18 protein-coding genes are annotated in these 18,119 nt (G+C 72.3%); 7 read left to right on the top strand and 11 right to left on the bottom strand.

Going from position 1 to position 18,119, the window contains the following annotated elements; all coding sequences use genetic code 11:
• Positions 1–23: 23 nt before the first annotated feature.
• Complete coding sequence (locus ACWDRW_RS28790) at positions 24–1,454, bottom strand: lipase maturation factor family protein (protein WP_451727603.1); 1,431 nt, start codon at positions 1,452–1,454, stop codon at positions 24–26.
• A 184-nt stretch (positions 1,455–1,638) separates the two neighbouring features.
• Between ACWDRW_RS28790 and ACWDRW_RS28785 the strand changes: the two genes are divergently transcribed.
• From ACWDRW_RS28785 to ACWDRW_RS28775, 3 genes are all read left to right on the top strand, one after another.
• Entirely contained in the window at positions 1,639–2,913 is a 1,275-nt protein-coding gene (locus ACWDRW_RS28785) for a DUF6777 domain-containing protein (protein ID WP_451727600.1), read from the top strand.
• Between the two features lie 96 nt (positions 2,914–3,009).
• Positions 3,010–5,097 carry a SpoIIE family protein phosphatase gene (locus ACWDRW_RS28780; protein WP_451727598.1) on the top strand — a complete coding sequence of 696 codons (2,088 nt, stop codon included), beginning with the start codon at positions 3,010–3,012 and terminating at the stop codon, positions 5,095–5,097.
• Positions 5,098–5,123: 26 nt separating this feature from the next.
• Positions 5,124–5,987, top strand: a complete 864-nt coding sequence (locus ACWDRW_RS28775; RefSeq protein ID WP_451727596.1) for an Fpg/Nei family DNA glycosylase — start codon at positions 5,124–5,126, stop codon at positions 5,985–5,987.
• 6 nt (positions 5,988–5,993) lie between these two features.
• On the opposite strand, the gene ACWDRW_RS28770 is transcribed toward ACWDRW_RS28775, so the two are convergent.
• The 4 genes from ACWDRW_RS28770 to ACWDRW_RS28755 all read right to left on the bottom strand — a co-directional run bounded on the left by ACWDRW_RS28770 (position 5,994) and on the right by ACWDRW_RS28755 (position 9,417).
• The gene (locus ACWDRW_RS28770; protein ID WP_451727594.1) at positions 5,994–7,175 is read right to left on the bottom strand and encodes a PP2C family protein-serine/threonine phosphatase; all 1,182 of its coding nucleotides are present in this window, start codon (positions 7,173–7,175) and stop codon (positions 5,994–5,996) included.
• A gap of 211 nt (positions 7,176–7,386) precedes the next feature.
• Positions 7,387–8,040: a zf-HC2 domain-containing protein gene (locus tag ACWDRW_RS28765; RefSeq protein WP_451727592.1), complete on the bottom strand. Its 654-nt coding sequence runs from the start codon at positions 8,038–8,040 to the stop codon at positions 7,387–7,389.
• A gap of 179 nt (positions 8,041–8,219) precedes the next feature.
• Complete coding sequence (locus ACWDRW_RS28760) at positions 8,220–8,735, bottom strand: hypothetical protein (protein ID WP_451727590.1); 516 nt, start codon at positions 8,733–8,735, stop codon at positions 8,220–8,222.
• 136 nt (positions 8,736–8,871) lie between these two features.
• On the bottom strand, positions 8,872–9,417 hold the full coding sequence (locus ACWDRW_RS28755; protein WP_451727587.1) for a sigma-70 family RNA polymerase sigma factor: 546 nt from the start codon (positions 9,415–9,417) through the stop codon (positions 8,872–8,874).
• A gap of 211 nt (positions 9,418–9,628) precedes the next feature.
• On the opposite strand from ACWDRW_RS28755, the gene ACWDRW_RS28750 reads away from it, so the two are divergent.
• Positions 9,629–10,777 carry a CapA family protein gene (locus ACWDRW_RS28750; RefSeq protein WP_451727584.1) on the top strand — a complete coding sequence of 383 codons (1,149 nt, stop codon included), beginning with the start codon at positions 9,629–9,631 and terminating at the stop codon, positions 10,775–10,777.
• A gap of 46 nt (positions 10,778–10,823) precedes the next feature.
• On the opposite strand, the gene ACWDRW_RS28745 is transcribed toward ACWDRW_RS28750, so the two are convergent.
• Positions 10,824–11,297, bottom strand: coding sequence for a MarR family winged helix-turn-helix transcriptional regulator (locus ACWDRW_RS28745; RefSeq protein ID WP_451727581.1), 474 nt, complete (start codon positions 11,295–11,297; stop codon positions 10,824–10,826).
• A 72-nt stretch (positions 11,298–11,369) separates the two neighbouring features.
• On the opposite strand from ACWDRW_RS28745, the gene ACWDRW_RS28740 reads away from it, so the two are divergent.
• Positions 11,370–12,185, top strand: coding sequence for an alpha/beta fold hydrolase (locus tag ACWDRW_RS28740; RefSeq protein ID WP_451727578.1), 816 nt, complete (start codon positions 11,370–11,372; stop codon positions 12,183–12,185).
• Between the two features lie 84 nt (positions 12,186–12,269).
• On the opposite strand, the gene ACWDRW_RS28735 is transcribed toward ACWDRW_RS28740, so the two are convergent.
• Positions 12,270–12,731: a universal stress protein gene (locus tag ACWDRW_RS28735; RefSeq protein ID WP_451727575.1), complete on the bottom strand. Its 462-nt coding sequence runs from the start codon at positions 12,729–12,731 to the stop codon at positions 12,270–12,272.
• A gap of 526 nt (positions 12,732–13,257) precedes the next feature.
• On the opposite strand from ACWDRW_RS28735, the gene ACWDRW_RS28730 reads away from it, so the two are divergent.
• Entirely contained in the window at positions 13,258–14,106 is an 849-nt protein-coding gene (locus ACWDRW_RS28730) for a polysaccharide deacetylase family protein (protein ID WP_451727572.1), read from the top strand.
• A 30-nt stretch (positions 14,107–14,136) separates the two neighbouring features.
• On the opposite strand, the gene ACWDRW_RS28725 is transcribed toward ACWDRW_RS28730, so the two are convergent.
• A complete protein-coding gene (locus ACWDRW_RS28725; protein ID WP_451727570.1) occupies positions 14,137–14,799 on the bottom strand; it encodes a class F sortase in 663 nt (220 codons plus the stop codon).
• Positions 14,800–15,141: 342 nt separating this feature from the next.
• On the opposite strand from ACWDRW_RS28725, the gene ACWDRW_RS28720 reads away from it, so the two are divergent.
• A complete protein-coding gene (locus ACWDRW_RS28720) occupies positions 15,142–15,627 on the top strand; it encodes a hypothetical protein (protein WP_451727568.1) in 486 nt (161 codons plus the stop codon).
• Positions 15,628–15,746: 119 nt separating this feature from the next.
• On the opposite strand, the gene ACWDRW_RS28715 is transcribed toward ACWDRW_RS28720, so the two are convergent.
• The 3 genes from ACWDRW_RS28715 to ACWDRW_RS28705 form a co-directional block, all read right to left on the bottom strand.
• Positions 15,747–16,283 (bottom strand): hypothetical protein, encoded by a 537-nt coding sequence (locus ACWDRW_RS28715; protein WP_451727565.1) that lies wholly within the window; start codon positions 16,281–16,283, stop codon positions 15,747–15,749.
• Between the two features lie 224 nt (positions 16,284–16,507).
• Complete coding sequence (locus tag ACWDRW_RS28710; RefSeq protein ID WP_451727563.1) at positions 16,508–17,272, bottom strand: bestrophin-like domain; 765 nt, start codon at positions 17,270–17,272, stop codon at positions 16,508–16,510.
• A gap of 16 nt (positions 17,273–17,288) precedes the next feature.
• Positions 17,289–17,417 carry a hypothetical protein gene (locus tag ACWDRW_RS28705; protein WP_451727560.1) on the bottom strand — a complete coding sequence of 43 codons (129 nt, stop codon included), beginning with the start codon at positions 17,415–17,417 and terminating at the stop codon, positions 17,289–17,291.
• Positions 17,418–18,119 lie beyond the last annotated feature (702 nt).

Raw genomic sequence — 18,119 nt, 5'->3', positions numbered from 1 at the left:
GCTGGGCGCGGACCCGGCGGCCCTCAGGACGGGACATGACGCCCCGGTCGCGTCGCCAGCCGCGTCGGCGGCAGGTACTCCCGCACATAGGTCCGCTCCCAGCACGCTCCCGTCTCCCGCAGCTCCCGCCAGGTCGTGTAGCGGTAGCGGAACAGACGGGCGCGGATGTAGCGGGGCGGCGCGTCGGGCGGGAAGGGGGAGCGGCGCAGGAGCTTCAGGGTGGCCCGGTCGTTCTCCAGCAGGCGCTCCACGAACGTGCCGAACCAGGAGCCGGCGTACGCGGGCGAGAGCGCCGCGAACCACATCAGCCAGTCGAGCCGGAGGTGATACGGCGCGAACTGCCGGGGCCAGTGCCGGGGATCGCCCGGCTTGCCCTTGAACTCGTACTCCCGCCAGTCCGAGTCCTCGCGCGGTACGGCCTCGTCGGTGCCCTCGACCACCACCTCGTAGCGGACCCGGCTGACGCTGCCGAACGCGCCGTAGGTGTTGACCAGATGGAGCGGGTCGAAGGAGCGGTTCATCACCTGGCGGCGGGAGACCATGTTGCGGACCGGGCGGTAGCTGAGGGCGAGCAGCAGGGCGGAGACCGCCAGGACGACGGCCGCGTACCACGCGGGCGCGTCCGGCACCGTGGGTGAGGTGTCGGGGAGCCGGAGCGCCGACAGGGCCAGCACGATCGTGATCCAGTTCAGCCAGGAGAAGTTGCCCGAGAGCACCAGCCACAGCTGGGTGAGGATCATCAGGGCGGCGGCGGCCGTGGCGATCGGCTGTGGGGTGAACAGCAGGAACGGCACGACGAGTTGGGTGAAGTGGTTGGCGGCGGCCTCGATCCGGTGCAGCGGCCGGGGGAGATGGTGGAAGAACCAGCTCAGCGGGCCCGGCATCGGCTGGGTCTCGTGATGGTGGTAGAGGCAGGTCAGCTTTCGCCAGCACTCGTCGCCCCGCATCTTGATCAGTCCCGCGCCGAACTCGACCCGGAACAGGATCCAGCGCAGCAGGAACAGCACCACGACCGGCGGGGCCACCTCGTCGTTGCCGAGGAGCACGGCGAGGAAGCCCACCTCCAGCAGCAGGGACTCCCAGCCGAACGAGTACCAGGTCTGGCCGACGTTGACGATCGACAGGTACAGCGCCCAGGGCACCAGCCACAGCAGCATGGCGCCCCACAGCGGGAGCAGCCCGTCGAGCCCCGCGAGCAGCGCCGCCGACACCGCGCAGCCCGACCAGGCGCACACCGCGAAGAAACGGTCCGAGTAGTGCAGCTGGAACAGGCTCGGCGCCGCCTTGAACGGCAGCCGTGCCACATGGCGCGGCACCGGCAGCATGCCCCGCTCGCCGATCAGCGCCCGGAACTGGAGGGCGGCCGTCAGGAAGGCGACCAGGTACACCCCGGCCAGAGCCCGCTGGAAGACGAGCCGGCTCAGCCAGTACTCGGGTGCGGTGAACCACTCCACGACCTGTGCTCCTTCGTCCATTGTCCCGCCGACGGCGTCCGGGTCCCCTCGACGGCGTCCGTGCCCCGCCCGACAGCTTCCGCCCTCCGGTCACTCTCCGTGCTGGACCCCTCCGGTTGCGTAACCCGTGCGGGTGAAGCGGACAATAAGGACGAATTGCCCCCAGAAGAGGCGGGAGAACGTGGTGCGAACCCCCACCCGGACACCCACCGGGATCCTGGTCACGGCCTGCGCGCTCGCTGTGGCGGTCCTCGTCGCCGGCTGCGGTGACGACGGAGGCGACAAGGGCGCGGCGGCGAGCGGCGAGGTGTTCCTCCAGCCGGCCGCGGCCCAGGGGCCCGACCCCTTCACGGACTCCACGGCCACCTCCACGGCTACCCCGCCGCCCGTCACCCGAACGCCGCAGTCGCCGCCCACCGGGTCCGCCGGCGGAGCACGGTCCTACTCCGGCTCCACCCCCGGCCTGTACGCCGGCACCGCACGCGTCGGCAGCTGCGACGTGGACCGGCAGATCGGCCACCTGACCGCGGACCAGCACCGGGCCCGCGCCTTCGCCGGGGCCGCGGGCATCTCCAGTGCCGGGATCCCGGACTATCTGAGGGGGCTCGCCCCGGTCGAGCTGCGCGCCGACACCCGGGTCACCAACCACGGCTACCGCGACGGACGGGTGACCACCTACCAGTCCGTCCTCCAGGCCGGCACCGCCGTCCTCGTCGACAACCGGGGCGTGCCGCGCGTGCGCTGCGCCTGCGGCAACCCGCTGACCCCGGCCGTGGCGACCAAGGGCAGCCCCGCCACCAGCGGCCGCGCCTGGTCCGGCTACCGGCCGACCCAGGTGGTCGTGGTGGCTCCGGCGCCCCAGGTGATCACCAACATCACGATCATCAACGTCGTCAGCAACACCTGGATCGAGCGGCGGATCGGACACGACTGCCGCCACGACCGGCCCGTGCCCCGCCCGGAACCCCTGCGGCCGACGACTCCGCACACGCGGGTCCCGGACGCCGGTCTGTCCCCGGACGACGAGAGCACCGAGCCCTCCGACCGGACCACCGATCCGTTCGACGAGCGCACGGACTCCGCCGCACCCGAGGGCACGCCGACCGACTGCGTGACCCCCACGGTCACCGTCACCCCCGGCGCCACCGAGGACGTACCGCCCGAGGTGCCGGCCGGGCCGAGCGACTGTCCCCCGGCCACTGTCACGGCCACCCCGCCGACGACCGAGCCGCAGAGCCCGCTCGTGCCCACGGACGAGGACACCGGCACCGACGAGGGCACCGCCACCGAGCCCTCGCTGCCCGACTTCGGCGGCACCGTGCCCGACGAGGTCGGTCCCGAGTCCGTCCCGGAGACCGCCGACCTGCCCGACGGGGGCGGGCTGATCCCCGACGACCCCGAGGGCCGGTCCCCCTCCGGCAGCATCTTCGGCAGCCCGACGAACGTCTTCACCGACTGACCGCGCCCCGCCCCGGCTTGACCGGGGAGCCCTCCGCGGGCCTCCCCGGTCAAGCCCCCAGTCGAAGAATCGGACAAATCCTGGCAAGGTAGGCCCATGGTTGATCGGGGAGCGAGCGCCCTGTCACTCCCGGACGACTGGCCCGCCCACCCGGACCCGATTCTGGCGCTCAACCGCATGGGCAGCTTCGACTGGGACCTGGACAGCGGCCTGTTCCACATGGACGCCCAGGCCCACGAGGTCTTCGACCTGCGCCCCGACGAGTTCGACGGCCGCGCCGAGAGCCTCGCGGTGCGCGTCCCGCGCGCCGAGAGCTACCGGCTGGACGCCATGGTCGCCCAGGCGATGAAGGACGGCAGCGAGAATTACGGCGCCTACTTCCGCATCCGCCGCCGCGACGGCTCCCTGCGCTGGACCCACACCCAGGGCTACATCCGGCGCGACGGGACGGGCCGCCCGCGCCGCATCATCGGCATCGTCCGGGACGCCACCCAGGAACTGAGCGAGAGTGCGGCGCGCCGCGACCAGGCCGCCGCCGACGAACTGCGCCGTCAGCAGACGAACGTCGTCGAGCTGACCACCGCCGCGCTCGCCCACGCCCGAACCGTGCAGGACGTCATCGACGTACTGAAGGACACCCACGGCGTCACCCATCTGGGCGCCACCAGCCTGGTCATGGGACTGGTCGAGGCGGGCCGGATCCGGCTGATCGCCGAGGGCCCCGCCGGCAGCTTCGTCCCCGGCACCCGGGTCACCGGCATCGAGGAGCCGTACCCGATGAGCGAGGTGGTGCGCACCCTCACCCCGCGCTTCATCGAGTCGCCGGAGGAGTTCGCCAACGGCTACCCCATCCTGTGGCCGCACATCACCGACCTGGACATCACCTCGGCCGCCTACCTCCCGCTCATCGCCCAGGCCCGCCCCATCGGCGCCATGGGCCTGCTCTACAGCGACCGTCGCGGCTTCTCGCCCGAGGATCGCAACGTGCTCGTCGCCCTCGGCAGCAGCATCGCGCAGAGCCTGCAGCGGGCCATGTTCTACGAGCAGGAGAAGGACCTGGCCACCGGGCTGCAACAGGCCATGCTGCCGCGCACCATCCCGAGCGTCCCCGGCGCCGACATCGCCGTCCGCTACCGCGCCGGCACCGCCGCGGGCACCCTCGGCAGGGACATCGGGGGCGACTGGTACGACCTGATCCCGCTGCCCGGCGGACGGGTCGGAGCGGTCATCGGCGACGTCCAGGGCCATGACACGCACGCCGCCGCCGTCATGGGGCAGCTCCGGATCGTCCTGCGCGCCTACGCGGCCGAGGGGCACACCCCGGCCACCGTGATGGCGCGCGCCTCCGTCTTCCTCCACGAACTCGACACCGACCGCTTCGCGACCTGCCTGTACGCCGAGGCCGACCTGTCCACCGGAGTGGTGCAGATGGTGCGCGCCGGCCATATCGACCCGCTGGTACGGACGCCCGACGGCACCTGTCGGCGCGTCCTGGTGGAGGGCGGTCTGCCGCTGGGTCTGTCCGCCGAGTTCGGCCGCCTGGAGTACCCGGTGCGCACGCTGGAGCTCGATCCCGGCCACACCCTGCTGCTGTGCACCGACGGCCTGGTGGAGCAGCCCGGCTTCGACCTCGACGAAGGCACCAGCACCCTGACGGCCCTGGTCGCGGACAGCCCGGACGACGTGCGCAAACTCGCCGACCGGCTGATAGAGGTGGCCGAGGAGCGTGGCGGTGACGACGACGTGGCCCTGCTCCTGCTGCGGCGCCGGGGCGTGGACTCCCCGCAGACCGCCGGCCGGCTCCGGCAGCACGTCGCCCCGGGCGACCCCGAGGCCCTCACCCATGCCCGGCACATGATCCGGGCCGCCGTTCGCACCTGGGGCTCCGGCGACCGCGCCGACGAGATCGAACTGGTCGCCGACGAGCTGATCACCAACGCCCTGATGCACACCGAGGGGTCGGCGATCGTGACCCTGCGGGTCCTCACCGGTGCCGAGCGGCGGCTGCGGGTGGAGGTGGAGGACTCCTCCAGCGCCCTGCCCCGCCGCCGGGAAGCGGGCGACGACGGGGTCTCCGGGCGAGGGCTGCTCCTGGTCGAGCTGCTCGCCGACGTGTGGGGGGTGGAGGCCCGCGGCGGCGGCAAGGTCGTGTGGTGCGAGTTCACCGCCCCCGGACGGAACTGACCGGCCCCCGGTGGCACTCTGGACGTATGCCGGAACTGCCCGAGGTCGAAGCGCTCAAGGACTTTCTTACCGACCATCTCGTCGGCAAGGAGATCGTGCGCGTGCTGCCCGTGGCGATCAGCGTCCTGAAGACGTACGACCCTCCCCTCTCCGCTGTCGAGGGCCACGAGGTCACGGCGGTGCGCCGGCACGGCAAGTTCCTGGACCTGGAGACGGCGGACGGACCCCGCCTGATCACCCACCTGGCCCGCGCGGGCTGGCTGCAGTGGAAGGACCGTCTCCCCGACGGGCCGCCCAAACCCGGCAAGGGACCGCTGGCGCTGCGGGTCGCCCTGGAGACGGGCGAGGGCTTCGACCTGACCGAGGCCGGGACCCAGAAGCGCCTGGCGGTGTACCTGGTCCAGGACCCTCGGCAGGTCCCCGGCATCGCCCGGCTGGGCCCCGACCCGCTGGCCGACGACTTCGACGAGGCCCGCCTGGCCGCCCTCCTGAAGGACGAACGCCGCCAGATCAAGGGGGCGCTGCGCGACCAGAGCCTGATCGCGGGGGTCGGCAACGCCTACAGCGACGAGATCCTGCACGCGGCGAAGATGTCCCCCTTCAAACTCGCGGCCAAGCTCACCCCGGACGAGACCACCACCCTCTACCAAGCCCTGCGCACCACGCTCACCGAAGCGGTGGAACGGTCCCGGGGCCTCGCGGCCGGCCGTCTGAAGGCGGAGAAGAAGAGTGGCCTGCGCGTCCACGGCCGCACCGGCGAACCCTGCCCGGTCTGCGGCGACACCATCCGCGAGGTCTCCTTCAGCGACTCCTCGCTGCAGTACTGCCCGACCTGCCAGACCGGCGGCAAGCCGCTGGCCGACCGCAGGCTGTCCCGGCTGCTGAAGTGAGCCGGCTCAGCCGGACGGCGGCCACCACTCGATCATCAGGATCGTCGCGTCGTCGCGCAGCCGGCCGGGCTGGGCGTCGAGGATGCGGTGGATGAGCCGGCGCAGGGTCTCGGGGGCCAGTTCGCCCGCGGCGGTCGCGCGGATGACCTCGTCCACGAAGCGCTCCAGACCGAACTCCTCGCCGTCCCGGGTGCGCGCCTCGGTCACCCCGTCCGTGTACAGCAGCACCCGGTCGCCGGGCAGCAGATCCATCTCGTGGATCAGCCGCTCCCGGCCGGACAGCAGCGAGGGCAGCCCCATCGGCGGATCCGCCTCCCGCTCCATCGCGTCGACCAGCAGCCGCTGGTCGCGGATGAGCAGGGGCGCCGGATGCCCGCAGTTGCTCCAGCGCAGGACTCCGCTGCCCAGGTCCAGCTGGGTGAGCACACCGGTGCAGAACTGGTCCGGCAGCCAGTGCGACAGCGCCTCGTCGACCGACCGCACCAGCTCCGGCAGTTCGGCCCCGGTCCGGCGGGCGTTGCGGCACGCGGCCAGCGAGACGGCGGTGGTCAGCCCGGAGGCGAGGTTGTGGCCCATCGCGTCGAGGACGGACGCGTGCAGCGTCGTCTCGGTGAGCGAGTGGTCGAACGCGTCGCCGCCGATCTCGTACGCCGGTTCCAGCACCGCCGTCGACACCACGTGCGCGGTGCCGACGGTGCGCGGCGGCAGGAAGGCGCGCAGCATCTCCGCCGGCAGCCGCATCGGCTCGGTCCTGGTCCGCCGTACGAAGGTGTCCTTGTAGGCCCGTTTGGAGGTGACCATGACCGCCAGCAGGGTGGCGAGGGTGCGGCTGCGGCGCAGGGAGAGCGGCGTCAGGGCGGGCTGGTGCACCGCCAGCACCCCCAGCCGCTCGGCACCGTCCACGAGCGGCAGCCACGCCGTCATGCCGCCGGTCTCGGACTCCTCCACCCGCAGCGACTGGGTGCGGTAGGTCCAGCCGGCCAGCGAATCGTCGATGGGCAGCGCGGAGGCGACATCGGTGAGCGGGACGAGCCGGCGCTGCTGGAGGTCGGCGAGATAGACCACCGAGTGCTGCAGGCCGAGCGCCCTGGAGCAGCGGGCCACCGCGGTGGACAGGTCCAGCGACGGGGTCGCCGGGTCGGCGAGGAACTCCTCCAGCAGACCGTCACCGGTCTCCGACGGCGCCACCGTCTCTCCCCTCGTCGGGACCGCGGGCACGGTCGGGGCGTGTTCCTCAGCAGTCTCACACCGGGCGCCACGGCCCGCCCGGTGGCCGGGGCGACGGGACGGACGACACGGCCGTACGGGTGAGAGGCCACAGGGAGGACCCGGGGCCTGCGGCCGCCGGGGGAGTGGTGACGGATGCGTGTCTTCCGGCTTCCGCCTCGAGCCCGACGGATCAGGGCGCCTCGAGCACGACCAGGCGCTCCCCGGCCGTCGTGCGCACCTCGTAGTGCGCGATCTCCCCGGGATGGAAGGCGGCGGCGCCCATCATGGTGCTCTCGCGGGCGTCATGGCGGGCCACCGTCCAGCTGGTGACCATCTGCTCCGAGCCGTCGCGGCCCACGGCGATCAGCCGGCAGGTGCGGGGGCCCGCGCCGTCCTTCACCTTCAGCTCGACCTGGGTGCCCCACTCCTCGTTCTCGGACGTGACCTGGGCCCACACGCCCGAGCGCTGGTCGGTGGCCTCGACCCGGCGCGCCGGGCTGTCGCCGTCCGCCGCCACCATCGCGATCCCCGGCGCGCCGAGCGCCACGACCGCCGAGGCGGCCAGGCCGTACAGCAGGCTCCGGCGGCGCAGCCGCTCGCGTCCCGCCACCTCGCCGAGCAGCCGGTCCAGCAGCCGCGGTCCCGGCTTGCTCATCGGGTGCACCGAGCGCGGGGTGGCCCGGCGGTACAGCATCAACTGACGGGTGGCGGGACCGAATTCCGTCACGTGTGCCGCGCAACTGGGGCACTCCATGAGGTGATCCTCGAAGCGGAAGGCGTCCGCCTCGTCCAGCACGCCGAGCGCGTACGCGGCGACGTCGCGATGCCTCTCCAGGGACCTCATGGGGAATCCTCGTGCCGTTGGGTGTGGGGTGGGTTACTCCTTGCTCCCACCCGTACGCACCGGACCGCCGAATCACTCAAGGCACACACAGAATCGCAACCAACGGATTCGGAGCGGCCGTTGCGGCGGATTGGTCCCGTGCCGGAATTTTTTCCGGCCGGGGCCCGAACGGGCGGGATCTAGAAGAGGTGGATCGCCAGGTGCCCGAGCGGCAGCCCCAGCTGCCAGGCGGGCGTCCACACCTTCGGCCCCTCGTCCTCGGTGCCGAGCGCGCCGCCGCCCGGCACCGCGTTCAGGTCCGGGGCGAGCAGCTCGGTCTCCTCCAGCCAGCGCCAGGCCGCCTCGGCCAGGTCCAGGTCGGGCGTGGGCCCCCCGGACTCCATCGCCTCGGCGGCGAGCTTGGCCATGCGCTCGCGCACCCAGTCCTGCCAGGGCTGGTCGTACGCGGTGAGCGACAGCCAGGTGTCGAGCTGGGAGACGACCCGGATGCCGGAGAGTTCACCGCCGGTGTCGGACAGGAAGATCGTCAGCGCCAGCGCGTCGCGCCCGGCGCGGAACTCGAAGGACGTCGGCGGCATCAGATCACCGGTCCGCAGCAGTTCGTCGGCGATGTACTCGGCGTACAACCACGCCATGGGGACGGTGAGTTCACCGCCGCCGGTGCCCTCCGTGCTCTCGTGGCCTCTGTGCAGCATCCCTTCCTGCCTTCCTCCGGTGCGTACGCGTCGCCCGATCCCGGACTCCCAGTGCGGAACACGGATGAAGACAGCCGATTACTCAACCATGGTCCTCAGCAAGGCGCTTTACGGAGGTTTGACTCAGCCGTCGGTTTCACCGCAGGTCGGCCGCGTAACCCGGAAGCACCCTGCGCAGGGCGCGCAGCGCGTAGTACGCGCGGGACTTCACGGTACCGGGCGGGATGCCGAGGGCCTGCGCCGCTTCCGCCACACTGGCCCCCTGGAAATACACGAGCACCAGGACTTCACGGTGCTCCGGAGTGAGTGTCTTCACAGCCTCGCGCACGTCGAGCATCGCGGCCGCCCGTTCGGCGTGGTCGGCGCAGACCCGGGCGTTCTCCAGGATCGCGTCGCCGACCTCGGGGGGCCGCGCCTGCCGGGCCCGCCGCGCGTCGATCGCGAGCCGCCGGCCGACGGTGAGCAGCCAGGGCCGCACGGAGTCGAAGTCGTCGGCGCGCAGGGCCTCGGGATGCTGCCAGGCGCGGACGAGGGTCTCCTGCACCAGATCCTCGGCGCGCTGCCGGTCTCCGTCGCAGAGCCTGAGCAGCAGCGCGAAGAGAGGCCGGCCGTGCTCGCGCTGCAGCGCGGCGAGCTCGTGCTCGGCGGTCGTCCCGTTCACAAGTGTGGTTCCGGCCGTCATGGCCGTATGGCATCGCAGGGCGCCGCCCGAGGACAGGCCGCGCACACGGGTCTGCGACGGACGGTCGATCGCGTCGACGAACGGTTCGACGAACGGTCCCGGCCACCGTTCGCGCGCGGCCGGACGGGCTAATCGGCGTGTCGGAACCGGCTGCCGATGTGTCGCGATTCTTACCTATTGGTGTGTAAATACGACTACATCGGGGTGAGTGATGATCGCACGCAGTCGACAGGTTGCCCTGGCCCTGACGGCCCTCCTCGCGGCGGGCGCGGCCTGCCAGGCCGACCGGCACGATTCCCCGGGGCGTCCCGCCCCGTCCGCCACGGGCGCCCGCGGCTTCACCCTCGTCGCCTCCGGCGACGTCCTCCCGCACAGCTCGATCATCGACCGCGCGCGCTTCGACGCGGGCGGCGCGGGCCACGACTTCCGCCCCATGCTCGCCGGGGCGAAATCCGTCGTCGCCCGCGCCGACCTGGCCCTGTGCCACATGGAGACCGTCTACGGCGCCAACGGCGACTACACCGGCTACCCGGCCTTCAAGTCCCCGCCCGAGGTCGCCGCGGGCCTCGCCGCCACCGGATACGACGGCTGTTCCACCGCCTCCAACCACAGCCTCGACGACGGCGCCGAGGGCATCCGCCGCACCCTGGACGCCCTCGACCGGGCCGGCTTACGGCACGCCGGATCCGCCCGCGCCGAGGCGGAGGCCCGCACGGCCACCGTCCTGCGCGCGGGCGAGGCCCAGGTCGCGCACCTCGCCTACACCTACGACACCAACGGCTACCCGCTCCCGCCCGGACAGCCCTGGGCCGTCAACCTCATCGACGAGAGTCGTATCCTCGCCGAGGCCCGGGCCGCCCGCCGGGCCGGCGCCGACGTGGTCGTCGTGTCGCTGCACTGGGGCACCGAATGGCAGGACGAGCCCGACGAGCGGCAACTGACCCTCGCCCGCTCCCTCACCGCCGCCCGCACCGGCGGCCGGCCCGACATCGACCTGATCCTCGGTACGCACGCGCATGTCCCGCAGGCCTACGAGAAGGTCAACGGCACCTGGGTCGTCTACGGCATGGGCGACCAGATCGCGGGCCAGATGTACAACCACGGCGGCAGCCCCGACCCGCGCGGGAACCAGTCCACGATCGGCCGCTTCACCTTCGCCCCGCCCGCGAAGCCGGGCGGACGCTGGAACGTGACCAAGGCCGAATTCCTCCCCCAGCTGTTCGACGTCGACGCCGGCCGGGTGGTGAACCTCAACCAGGCGGTGAAGCAAGGCGCCGACGTCGCGGGCGTCCGGGACCGGATCCGGGACGTGGTGCTGAGCCGGGGCGCGGAGCAGGACGGGCTGGTGATGGGGGAGTAAGCCCGGAGGTCAGCCCCTGTCAGGTCAGCCCTTGTGGATTGGCGGCTCAGCCCATGTCGACATGGTCGAAGGTCTTGAGCATCTCCTTCAGCACTCGCTTGCACGCCCGCAGTTCGGCGTCGGTCAGGTCGCCGCCGACCTGCCGGTTCAGGGCGTGCTCGCGGGCGAGGATCGCGTCGATCGTCGTCTCGCCCGCGGCCGTGATCCGGATCAGTGAGGACCGCTGGTGGGCGGGGTTGGGCGTGACCTCCGCCCAGCCCTCGGCCACCGCGTCGTTGACCATGCGCTGCACGAACTGCCGGGACAGCGCCATGATCCCGCCCATCCGGGGCACCGTCATGGGCCCGAACCGGCGCAGCAGCACCAGGACGGAGCGCACGCCGACGGAGACCCCCTCGACCTGTTCGCCCTGCTCGATCTTGCGCAGGCCGCGGCGGTAGAGCGCGCCGATCAGGTCGAACACCTCGGAGACCTGGTGGCCGAGTTCGTCGGCGGGCAGCGGTGCGTCGTTGTCGTTCACCGGAACATCATGCATCGCCCCATCATGACAACTGAGTTGTCAAACCTCGCGAAAGATGACACCTTGGTTGTCATGACTACTGCCGCAGATCTTCGCTGCTTCCCGTCCCGCGACGGCGACCTCGCCTACCTCGACACCGGCTCAGGGGACCCCGTGGTGCTGCTGCACTGCGGCTTCGTCGACCACCGTTTCTGGGCCGACCAGATACCGGCGCTCGCCGCCGAGTACCGGGTGATCGTGCCGGACGTACGCGGCCACGGTTTCTCCGCCAACGCGACCGAGCCGTTCCGCTGGGCCGACGACCTCGCCGACCTGCTGCGTCACCTCGACACCGGGCCCGCGGTGCTCGTCGGGGTGTCGATGGGCGGCGTGATCGCCACGGACACGGTGCTGGAGCACCCGGACCTCGTCCGTGCCGTGGTCACCTGCGGTGCGGCGACGGGCGACTACGAGTACCAGGACCCCTGGACCCGGGAGATCCAGGCCGAGTACGCCCGCACCCTGGGCGCGGGCGACATCGAGGGCTGGCTGACCGCGTTCCTGAAGGGGGTGCCGGGCGAGCACCGGACCGCAGCGGAGGTGAACCCCGACATCCTCCGCCGGCTGCGGGAGATGGCCCTGCACACGATCATGAAGCACACGCCCGGCGAGAAGGACTGGCACGTGCGCGTGACCGGCTCCTGGCCCCGGCTCCGGAGGATCGACGTCCCCGTCCTCGCCCTCAACGGCACCCTCGAACCCGCCGACATGCTCGACGCGGCCGACCGCCTCGTCCACGAGGTCCCGAACGGACGCACGGAACTGATCGACGGCGTCGGCCACTACCTGAACCTGGAGAAGCCGGAGGACTTCAACCGGATCGTGCTCGACTTCCTGCGTGCTCTGTAGAGGTCCGGGGCCGTGCCTCCACGGGGGAGGGGCACGGCCCGGGCCCTGACGGGACGGCCGGGGCGCGTCCCGCGGCCCCTGCCGCTACGGCACCACCGTCACCGGCCAGCGCCCCGCCTTCACCAGACGGATCGCGACCGAACCGACGATCCGGTGGCCCGCCTGCTCCGAGGCGCCGACCACCACGGCGTCCGCCTTGAGGTCGTCGGCCGCCTGCACCAGGCCGTTGTAGGGGTCACCGCGGAAGGTGTGGAACTCCCAGCGCACATCGAATATCCCCTTCGTGCGCTCCGTCGCGTCCCGGATCTGCGCCACCAGGTCCTCGGCGATCTCATCGGTCACCTCGGCGACCGGCGCCCCGAGCGCCGCCCCCGCCGACATCACCGGCTGGACGTACACCACGGCGAGCAGCGCGCGCTGCCGCCGGGCGAGACCACCCGCGTAGGCCGCCGCCCGCAATGAGGAGTCGGAGCCGTCCACCCCGACCAGGATGACCTTCGGCCCGTCCGTCCCGCGCTCGAATTGGTGAGCGTGCTGTTCCGTCACGGCGCCGAGGCTATCGGAAGCCGCAGGCCCCCCGGCCGACGGGACGCCCGACGGGCGAGCGGGCCGCCTCCCTCGCCCGGAGCCGGCACAAGTTCCGGGGAATGGGGCACCCGAGGGGCGGCCCGCGCCCCGCGACCACCACGGCTCCGCCCGCGCTGTCGTCGCTCGGCCTAGACGGAGGGGACGAGACCGGGCGCGCCGAGCCGGACGCGGACCTGCCCGAACAGGTCCGCGTCCGGTATCGAACGGGAGCGGCTGGGCGCTGAGGGCACCCACCCGGTATCGGCGTCGACCGCACGGTCGGGTTCCGCACGGGCCTGACGATCCGCCAGACCCTGCCGCTCCCGTCGGTCCGGCGCCGCTGCCGCTCCTGTCGATCCGTCGCAACCGCTCCCGCCGATCCGTCTCGGCTGACGCTCCGTGAGGGATTCCGCTGACGGCCCGTCATGGGCCGGGTGGGTGGAATCGTGCCGCCGGTCCAGTGCCGTCGTGGTGCGTCGGTGGCGGGGCGGGCGACTCATGAGTCATGCAGAAGGATCAGTTGCTCTCCCGGCTGCTCACCCGCCGCCGGGCTCTCCTCGCCGGCGCCGCCGCCGTCGGCGCGGCCGGCACCGCCGGACTGTTCGCGCTGGGCGGGGACGCCGAGCCGGTCAGGCCCGCCGCACCGGCCGCCGGCCCCCAGGCGCGCCGCGCCCTCAAGCCCTCCGCCTACCGACTCCAGCCCCTGACCGGCTACGGCGCCCCACGGGCCGTGCCCCGCCGCACCCCGGTCCGGGGCACCCCGCTGCTGCGCATGGAGGGCCGTGGCCGGTCCATGGTGCTCACCTTCGACGACGGCCCCGATCCCCGCTACACGCCCGCCATCCTGGACACCCTCGCCGAGTACGAGGTGCGGGCGATGTTCTTCGTCTGCGGGGAGATGGCGGCCGCCCGCCCCGACCTGCTCGAACGGATGGCGGAGGAAGGCCATGTCGTCGGCAACCACACCTGGTCCCACCCGCTGCTGACCCGGCTGACCCGCGGTCAGATCCGCTCCCAGATGGAACGGACCTGCGACATCGTCGAGGAGGCGTACGGTGAGCGCCCCGAGTGGTTCCGCGCGCCCTACGGCGCCTGGAACCGCGCCGCCTTCCAACTCGGCGCCGAGCTGGGCATGGAGCCGCTGGCCTGGACGGTCGACACCCTCGACTGGACCACCCCCGGCACCCGGACCATCGCGAACCGGGTGGAGAAAGGCGCCGCCCCCGGGGTCGTGGTGCTCTCGCACGACGCCGGGGGCGACCGCTCCCAGAGCGTCCACGCGCTGCGGGACTACCTGCCCGATCTGCTGGACGCCGGCTACCACATCACCGTCCCCCGACGGCAGTACGCCTGACGGGCGGCCGCCCGCCCGGCCGGGGTACGGTCAGCGAACCTCGACCAGGCGGGCGAAGGCCACCACGTTGCCGTCGTAGCCGTTCTGCTCGGAGAACCCGCCGCCGCAGGTGATGACCCGCAGTTCCGAGGTCCCCTTGGAGCGGTAGACCCGGTCGCCGGGGAAGTTGTTCTTCTCGAACACCTCGATGCCGTAGATCTCGAACACGGCCGTCTTGCCGTCCTTGCGCGCGATCTCGACGCGATTCCCCTTCTTCAGGGCCCCGAGTCCGTAGAACACGGCGGGGCCCTGCTGGTTGTCGACGTGGCCGACCACGACGGCGGTGCCCTTCTCGCCGGGGGACACGGCGCCGGAGAACCAGCCCGCGAGGTTCGGGTCCTCCGGCGGCGGGGCGCCGACCCATCCCTGGGCGTCCAGCCCTACGGCCATCATCGGCGCGTCGACCTGGATCGCGGGAATCCGCACCCGGTCCGGAACGGCGTACGGCAGCGGGGCCGCGGCGCCCGCGAAGGTGCCGCTCTGCACCCGGCTGTCGGCCGCGGCGGCCGACGCGGGCTGCGGAGGCCCCACGTCGAACTCCCCCGAACCATTGCGAATGAGCGCGAGGCCGGTCAGCAGAACAAGCGCTATCACGCCCCAAGGAGCGCGCTTCTTCCGCTGCTCCTCCTCTTCGGCCAGCTCGGACGCAGACATTCGTTTCCCCTCTCGACGCGGCCGTCGCCACGTCATTCGCGCATACGAGAACGCTAAATGCCGGGCGGGAAACCGGCGACGGATGCGGAGGCGAACGGGTGGTCCGGACTCCTTCGGCCAGAGCGTGGTGCGCCATCCGAGTTGCCGTGACCAGGAAATTTCTGACGGTCCGTGACCTGCGGCAATATCCGATTGTGCGGTTTTCCTTCGGCGTGTCCTCTCACCAGGACGGACCATTCTCGAAATGCGGCTCTGTGCCGGGCATCTGAGGGTCTTATCGGGAGGCGCTTTCTCGCCGATCGACCGGGGACGGTTCCCGGGGCGTCTTCCGCGGAGGATCACATGCGTAACTCTCGTGCCCTGGCGGTGTCAGCGGCGGCGGTCGCCGCCCTCGGGCTCGCCGCCCCCGCGGCCGTGGCCTGGGACACCCCGAGCAACATCGTCGCCCTGCCGAGCGTCATCGCGCGCGGCGGCCAGCTGACCATCACCGTCGACGGCTGCCGCAACGGCGGCACCGCGACCTCCGACGCCTTCCCCACGACCAGGCTGTCGCCCATCCACGGCGCCAACGAGACCTCGAAGGGCACGGCGACGGTCAACTCCAACGCGCGCCCAGGCACGCACGACATCACCGTCAACTGCGACGGCAGGACTCTGACCCGTCCCGCCGCCTTCACCGTCATCGGCGGTGTGCAGGGTGGTATCGGCGGCAGCTCCACGTCCGGGGCCACCCCCACCGACATCGCCATCGGCGGCGGGCTCGTGGCCGCGGCCGTCGTCGGCGGCGGGCTGTTCTGGATGCGCCGCCGGTCCGAGAAGCGGATCTGATCCGGCGTACGTCGGGATCCGTCCCGGATCGTTCGGGGACCGCACGTCACGTCAGAAGGCCTTCGCCCCGGCCCCCTTCGAGGGGGGAACCGGGGCGAAGGCCTGTGCGCGGTGGCGGGTCAGCCGCCGTCCTCCGTGGCGCGCTTGCGGGAGAGGCGGTACGCGGCCCCGATGGAGCCGGCGATGAGCGCGGCGCCGAGGCCGATCTCCTTGAGGTCGAACCCGGCGAAGCTGCCGCCCTCGCCGGCGTGCACGCCGTGCGGCGGGACGACGGGCAGGGGCACGGGATGGTGGGTCGGCCGGCCGCCGACGATGGTCAGATCCGTCGTGCCGCTGGCGTTGTCACAGATGAACGTCACCTTGTACACGGCCCCCGGCTTGGCGTCCCAGTCCACGTCGGCCGTCGCCTGGGAGTGGTGCGGCAGGATGGTGACGGCGTCGAAGACCGCGGAGGTGACCGTCGCCGGCCCCTTGCAGCCGCCGCCGCTCCGGTCGATCCGCAGGGTGACCTGTCCGCCCGCCGCGATCGAGGAGGGCAGGACGCTGAAGCCGAACGGCGTGATGTTGTCGTCGCCCTTCGCCAGGGCGGCCGGTGCGGTGAGGGTCAGGGCGGTCAGCCCCAGCAGTGCGGCCGAAGCGACGCGTATCGCGCGCATGGTGATTCCTCCGGGTCCCCGAGGAGCAGCTGCGGACCTTTTCCGCTTGCGCCTGAAATGCACCTCGATGATCGAAACGCTAGGAAGGTGCGCACACCTGCGCGAACGCTGTCGTGCGAATGGGGCAAGCGTGTGGTCCGCTCAGGGGACGACCGTTCCCGCGTCCGGGGGACGGCGGCGGCGTGGCGCCCCGCCCCCCGGCCTCTCGCGGGAGTGAGCCCCCGTCAGCCCTTGGCGTCGGGGAAGAGGTCCAGGAACGGCTCCGCGGACGCCGTGATGCCACGGCTGTAGGGCGCGTCGAAGTCCCAGATGAGGAAGAGCAGGAAGGCGATCAGCGCGGAGAACAGCACGGCGAGGATCAGCTCGCGCGGGGTCCGCCGGATCTGCAGGGCGAGGATCATCCCGATGGTGACGACGGCCCCGGCGATCAGCCCGAACCACACCACCCCCGGCATGGTCTCCCCGGTCGAGCTGGCCCGGGCGTTGCGGGCCTGGTCCGCGGCGGCGACCTGGTCGACGAGCGGCTGGTAGGCCTGCGCCTCGAAGTCGTCGCGCGGTTCGTAGTCGGTGACGTCCGCCCGGACGCGCTGAAGGAGCTCCGTGCCGCGGTCGGTGACCTCGCCCTTGTCGGCCATCGACTTCCACTCAGTGGTCACGACGTGTCCGACATAGGCGTTGACATCCTCCCGAATGCGGTCACGGACCTCCGGCGGATACACCCGGACCCGTTCGGAGATCTCGTGCAGGGCGATGGCCTCCGCCTGGACGTGGTCCTGTGCGGCGCTGCGGCCCTCCCACACGCCCGCGATGGCCAGGCCCAGGACGATGGCGTAGACCACGCCGATCCACATCGTCATGTACTCGATGACGTCCGGGGTGTCGGATGGGTCCTCGTCGTCCGCCGCGGTGCGGTGGCGGATGAACGTGATGCCGACCACCACGACGCAGGCGGCCAGCATCGCGAGGGTGAGAACAAGCCATTCCGGCAAGGGGTGCCTCCAGGGATCAGCGCGGGCGCAGCGCGGCGACGGCGACGATCGCGGGCGCGGCGATGAGCAGGACGAAGGTGAGGGGCTTGGTGGCACCGCGGGACGGCGGCCGCTTGGCCGTGGTGCGGTGGCGCGGGTAGTGCACCGGGGCCGCGGCGGGGCGCGGCGTGGGCTTGGCCGACGGCGTCGGAGTCGGCTCGGGGGCCGGTGCGGGGGGTGGGGGAGGGGGTGGGGTGGGCTGTGGGCGGGGGGCAGCGGGCTCGAGGGGCGGAGGCGGTGGGGGCGGCGGTGGTTTCGGAGCCGGGGTGGGAGTCGGTGCGGGGGGCTTCGGGGTGGGCTCGGGCGGCGGTTCGGGGGTGGGCGTGGGCTTGGGGGGCGTCGGGGTGGGTGTCGGGGTCGGGCACGGCGTGGGGGGAGGCGGCGGGGGTGGCGGGGTCGGTGTGGGGCACGAAGGGGGAGTCGGCCAGGTGCCGCTCCCGGCGACCGCCACCGCCTGCGTGCCGCCCGGCCCCGTCGAGGCGTACGCGCAGGCGTCGGCCGCGGCCGGGGCGGCCGGTGCCCCGACCACCAGCCAGCTCAGCGCCAGCAGCGCCAACACCCGGGCAGCGAGCGCGGATTGGGTCGAGTCGGGTCCATGCACGCCCAAGATCCTGGGCCCTCGAAGGCCCGCGAGACCCCCACTGCCCTGGGGATTGCCCCGAAGGAGGGACGTGCGTGTCGCACGGCTTGCTGGGCGGCCCGCTCGCGTGTCGTCGGTTCGTTCGGCCGTGCGAGTGGCGCCGGGAATCACAGGATTCGGCAAGAAATTTTGCCCGCGGTTGAACACGACCATGGTCGGCGCCCGTAC

The organism is Streptomyces sp. NPDC003635 (genome assembly GCF_053587635.1).
This window is presented reverse-complemented; position numbering and strand designations above follow the sequence as displayed.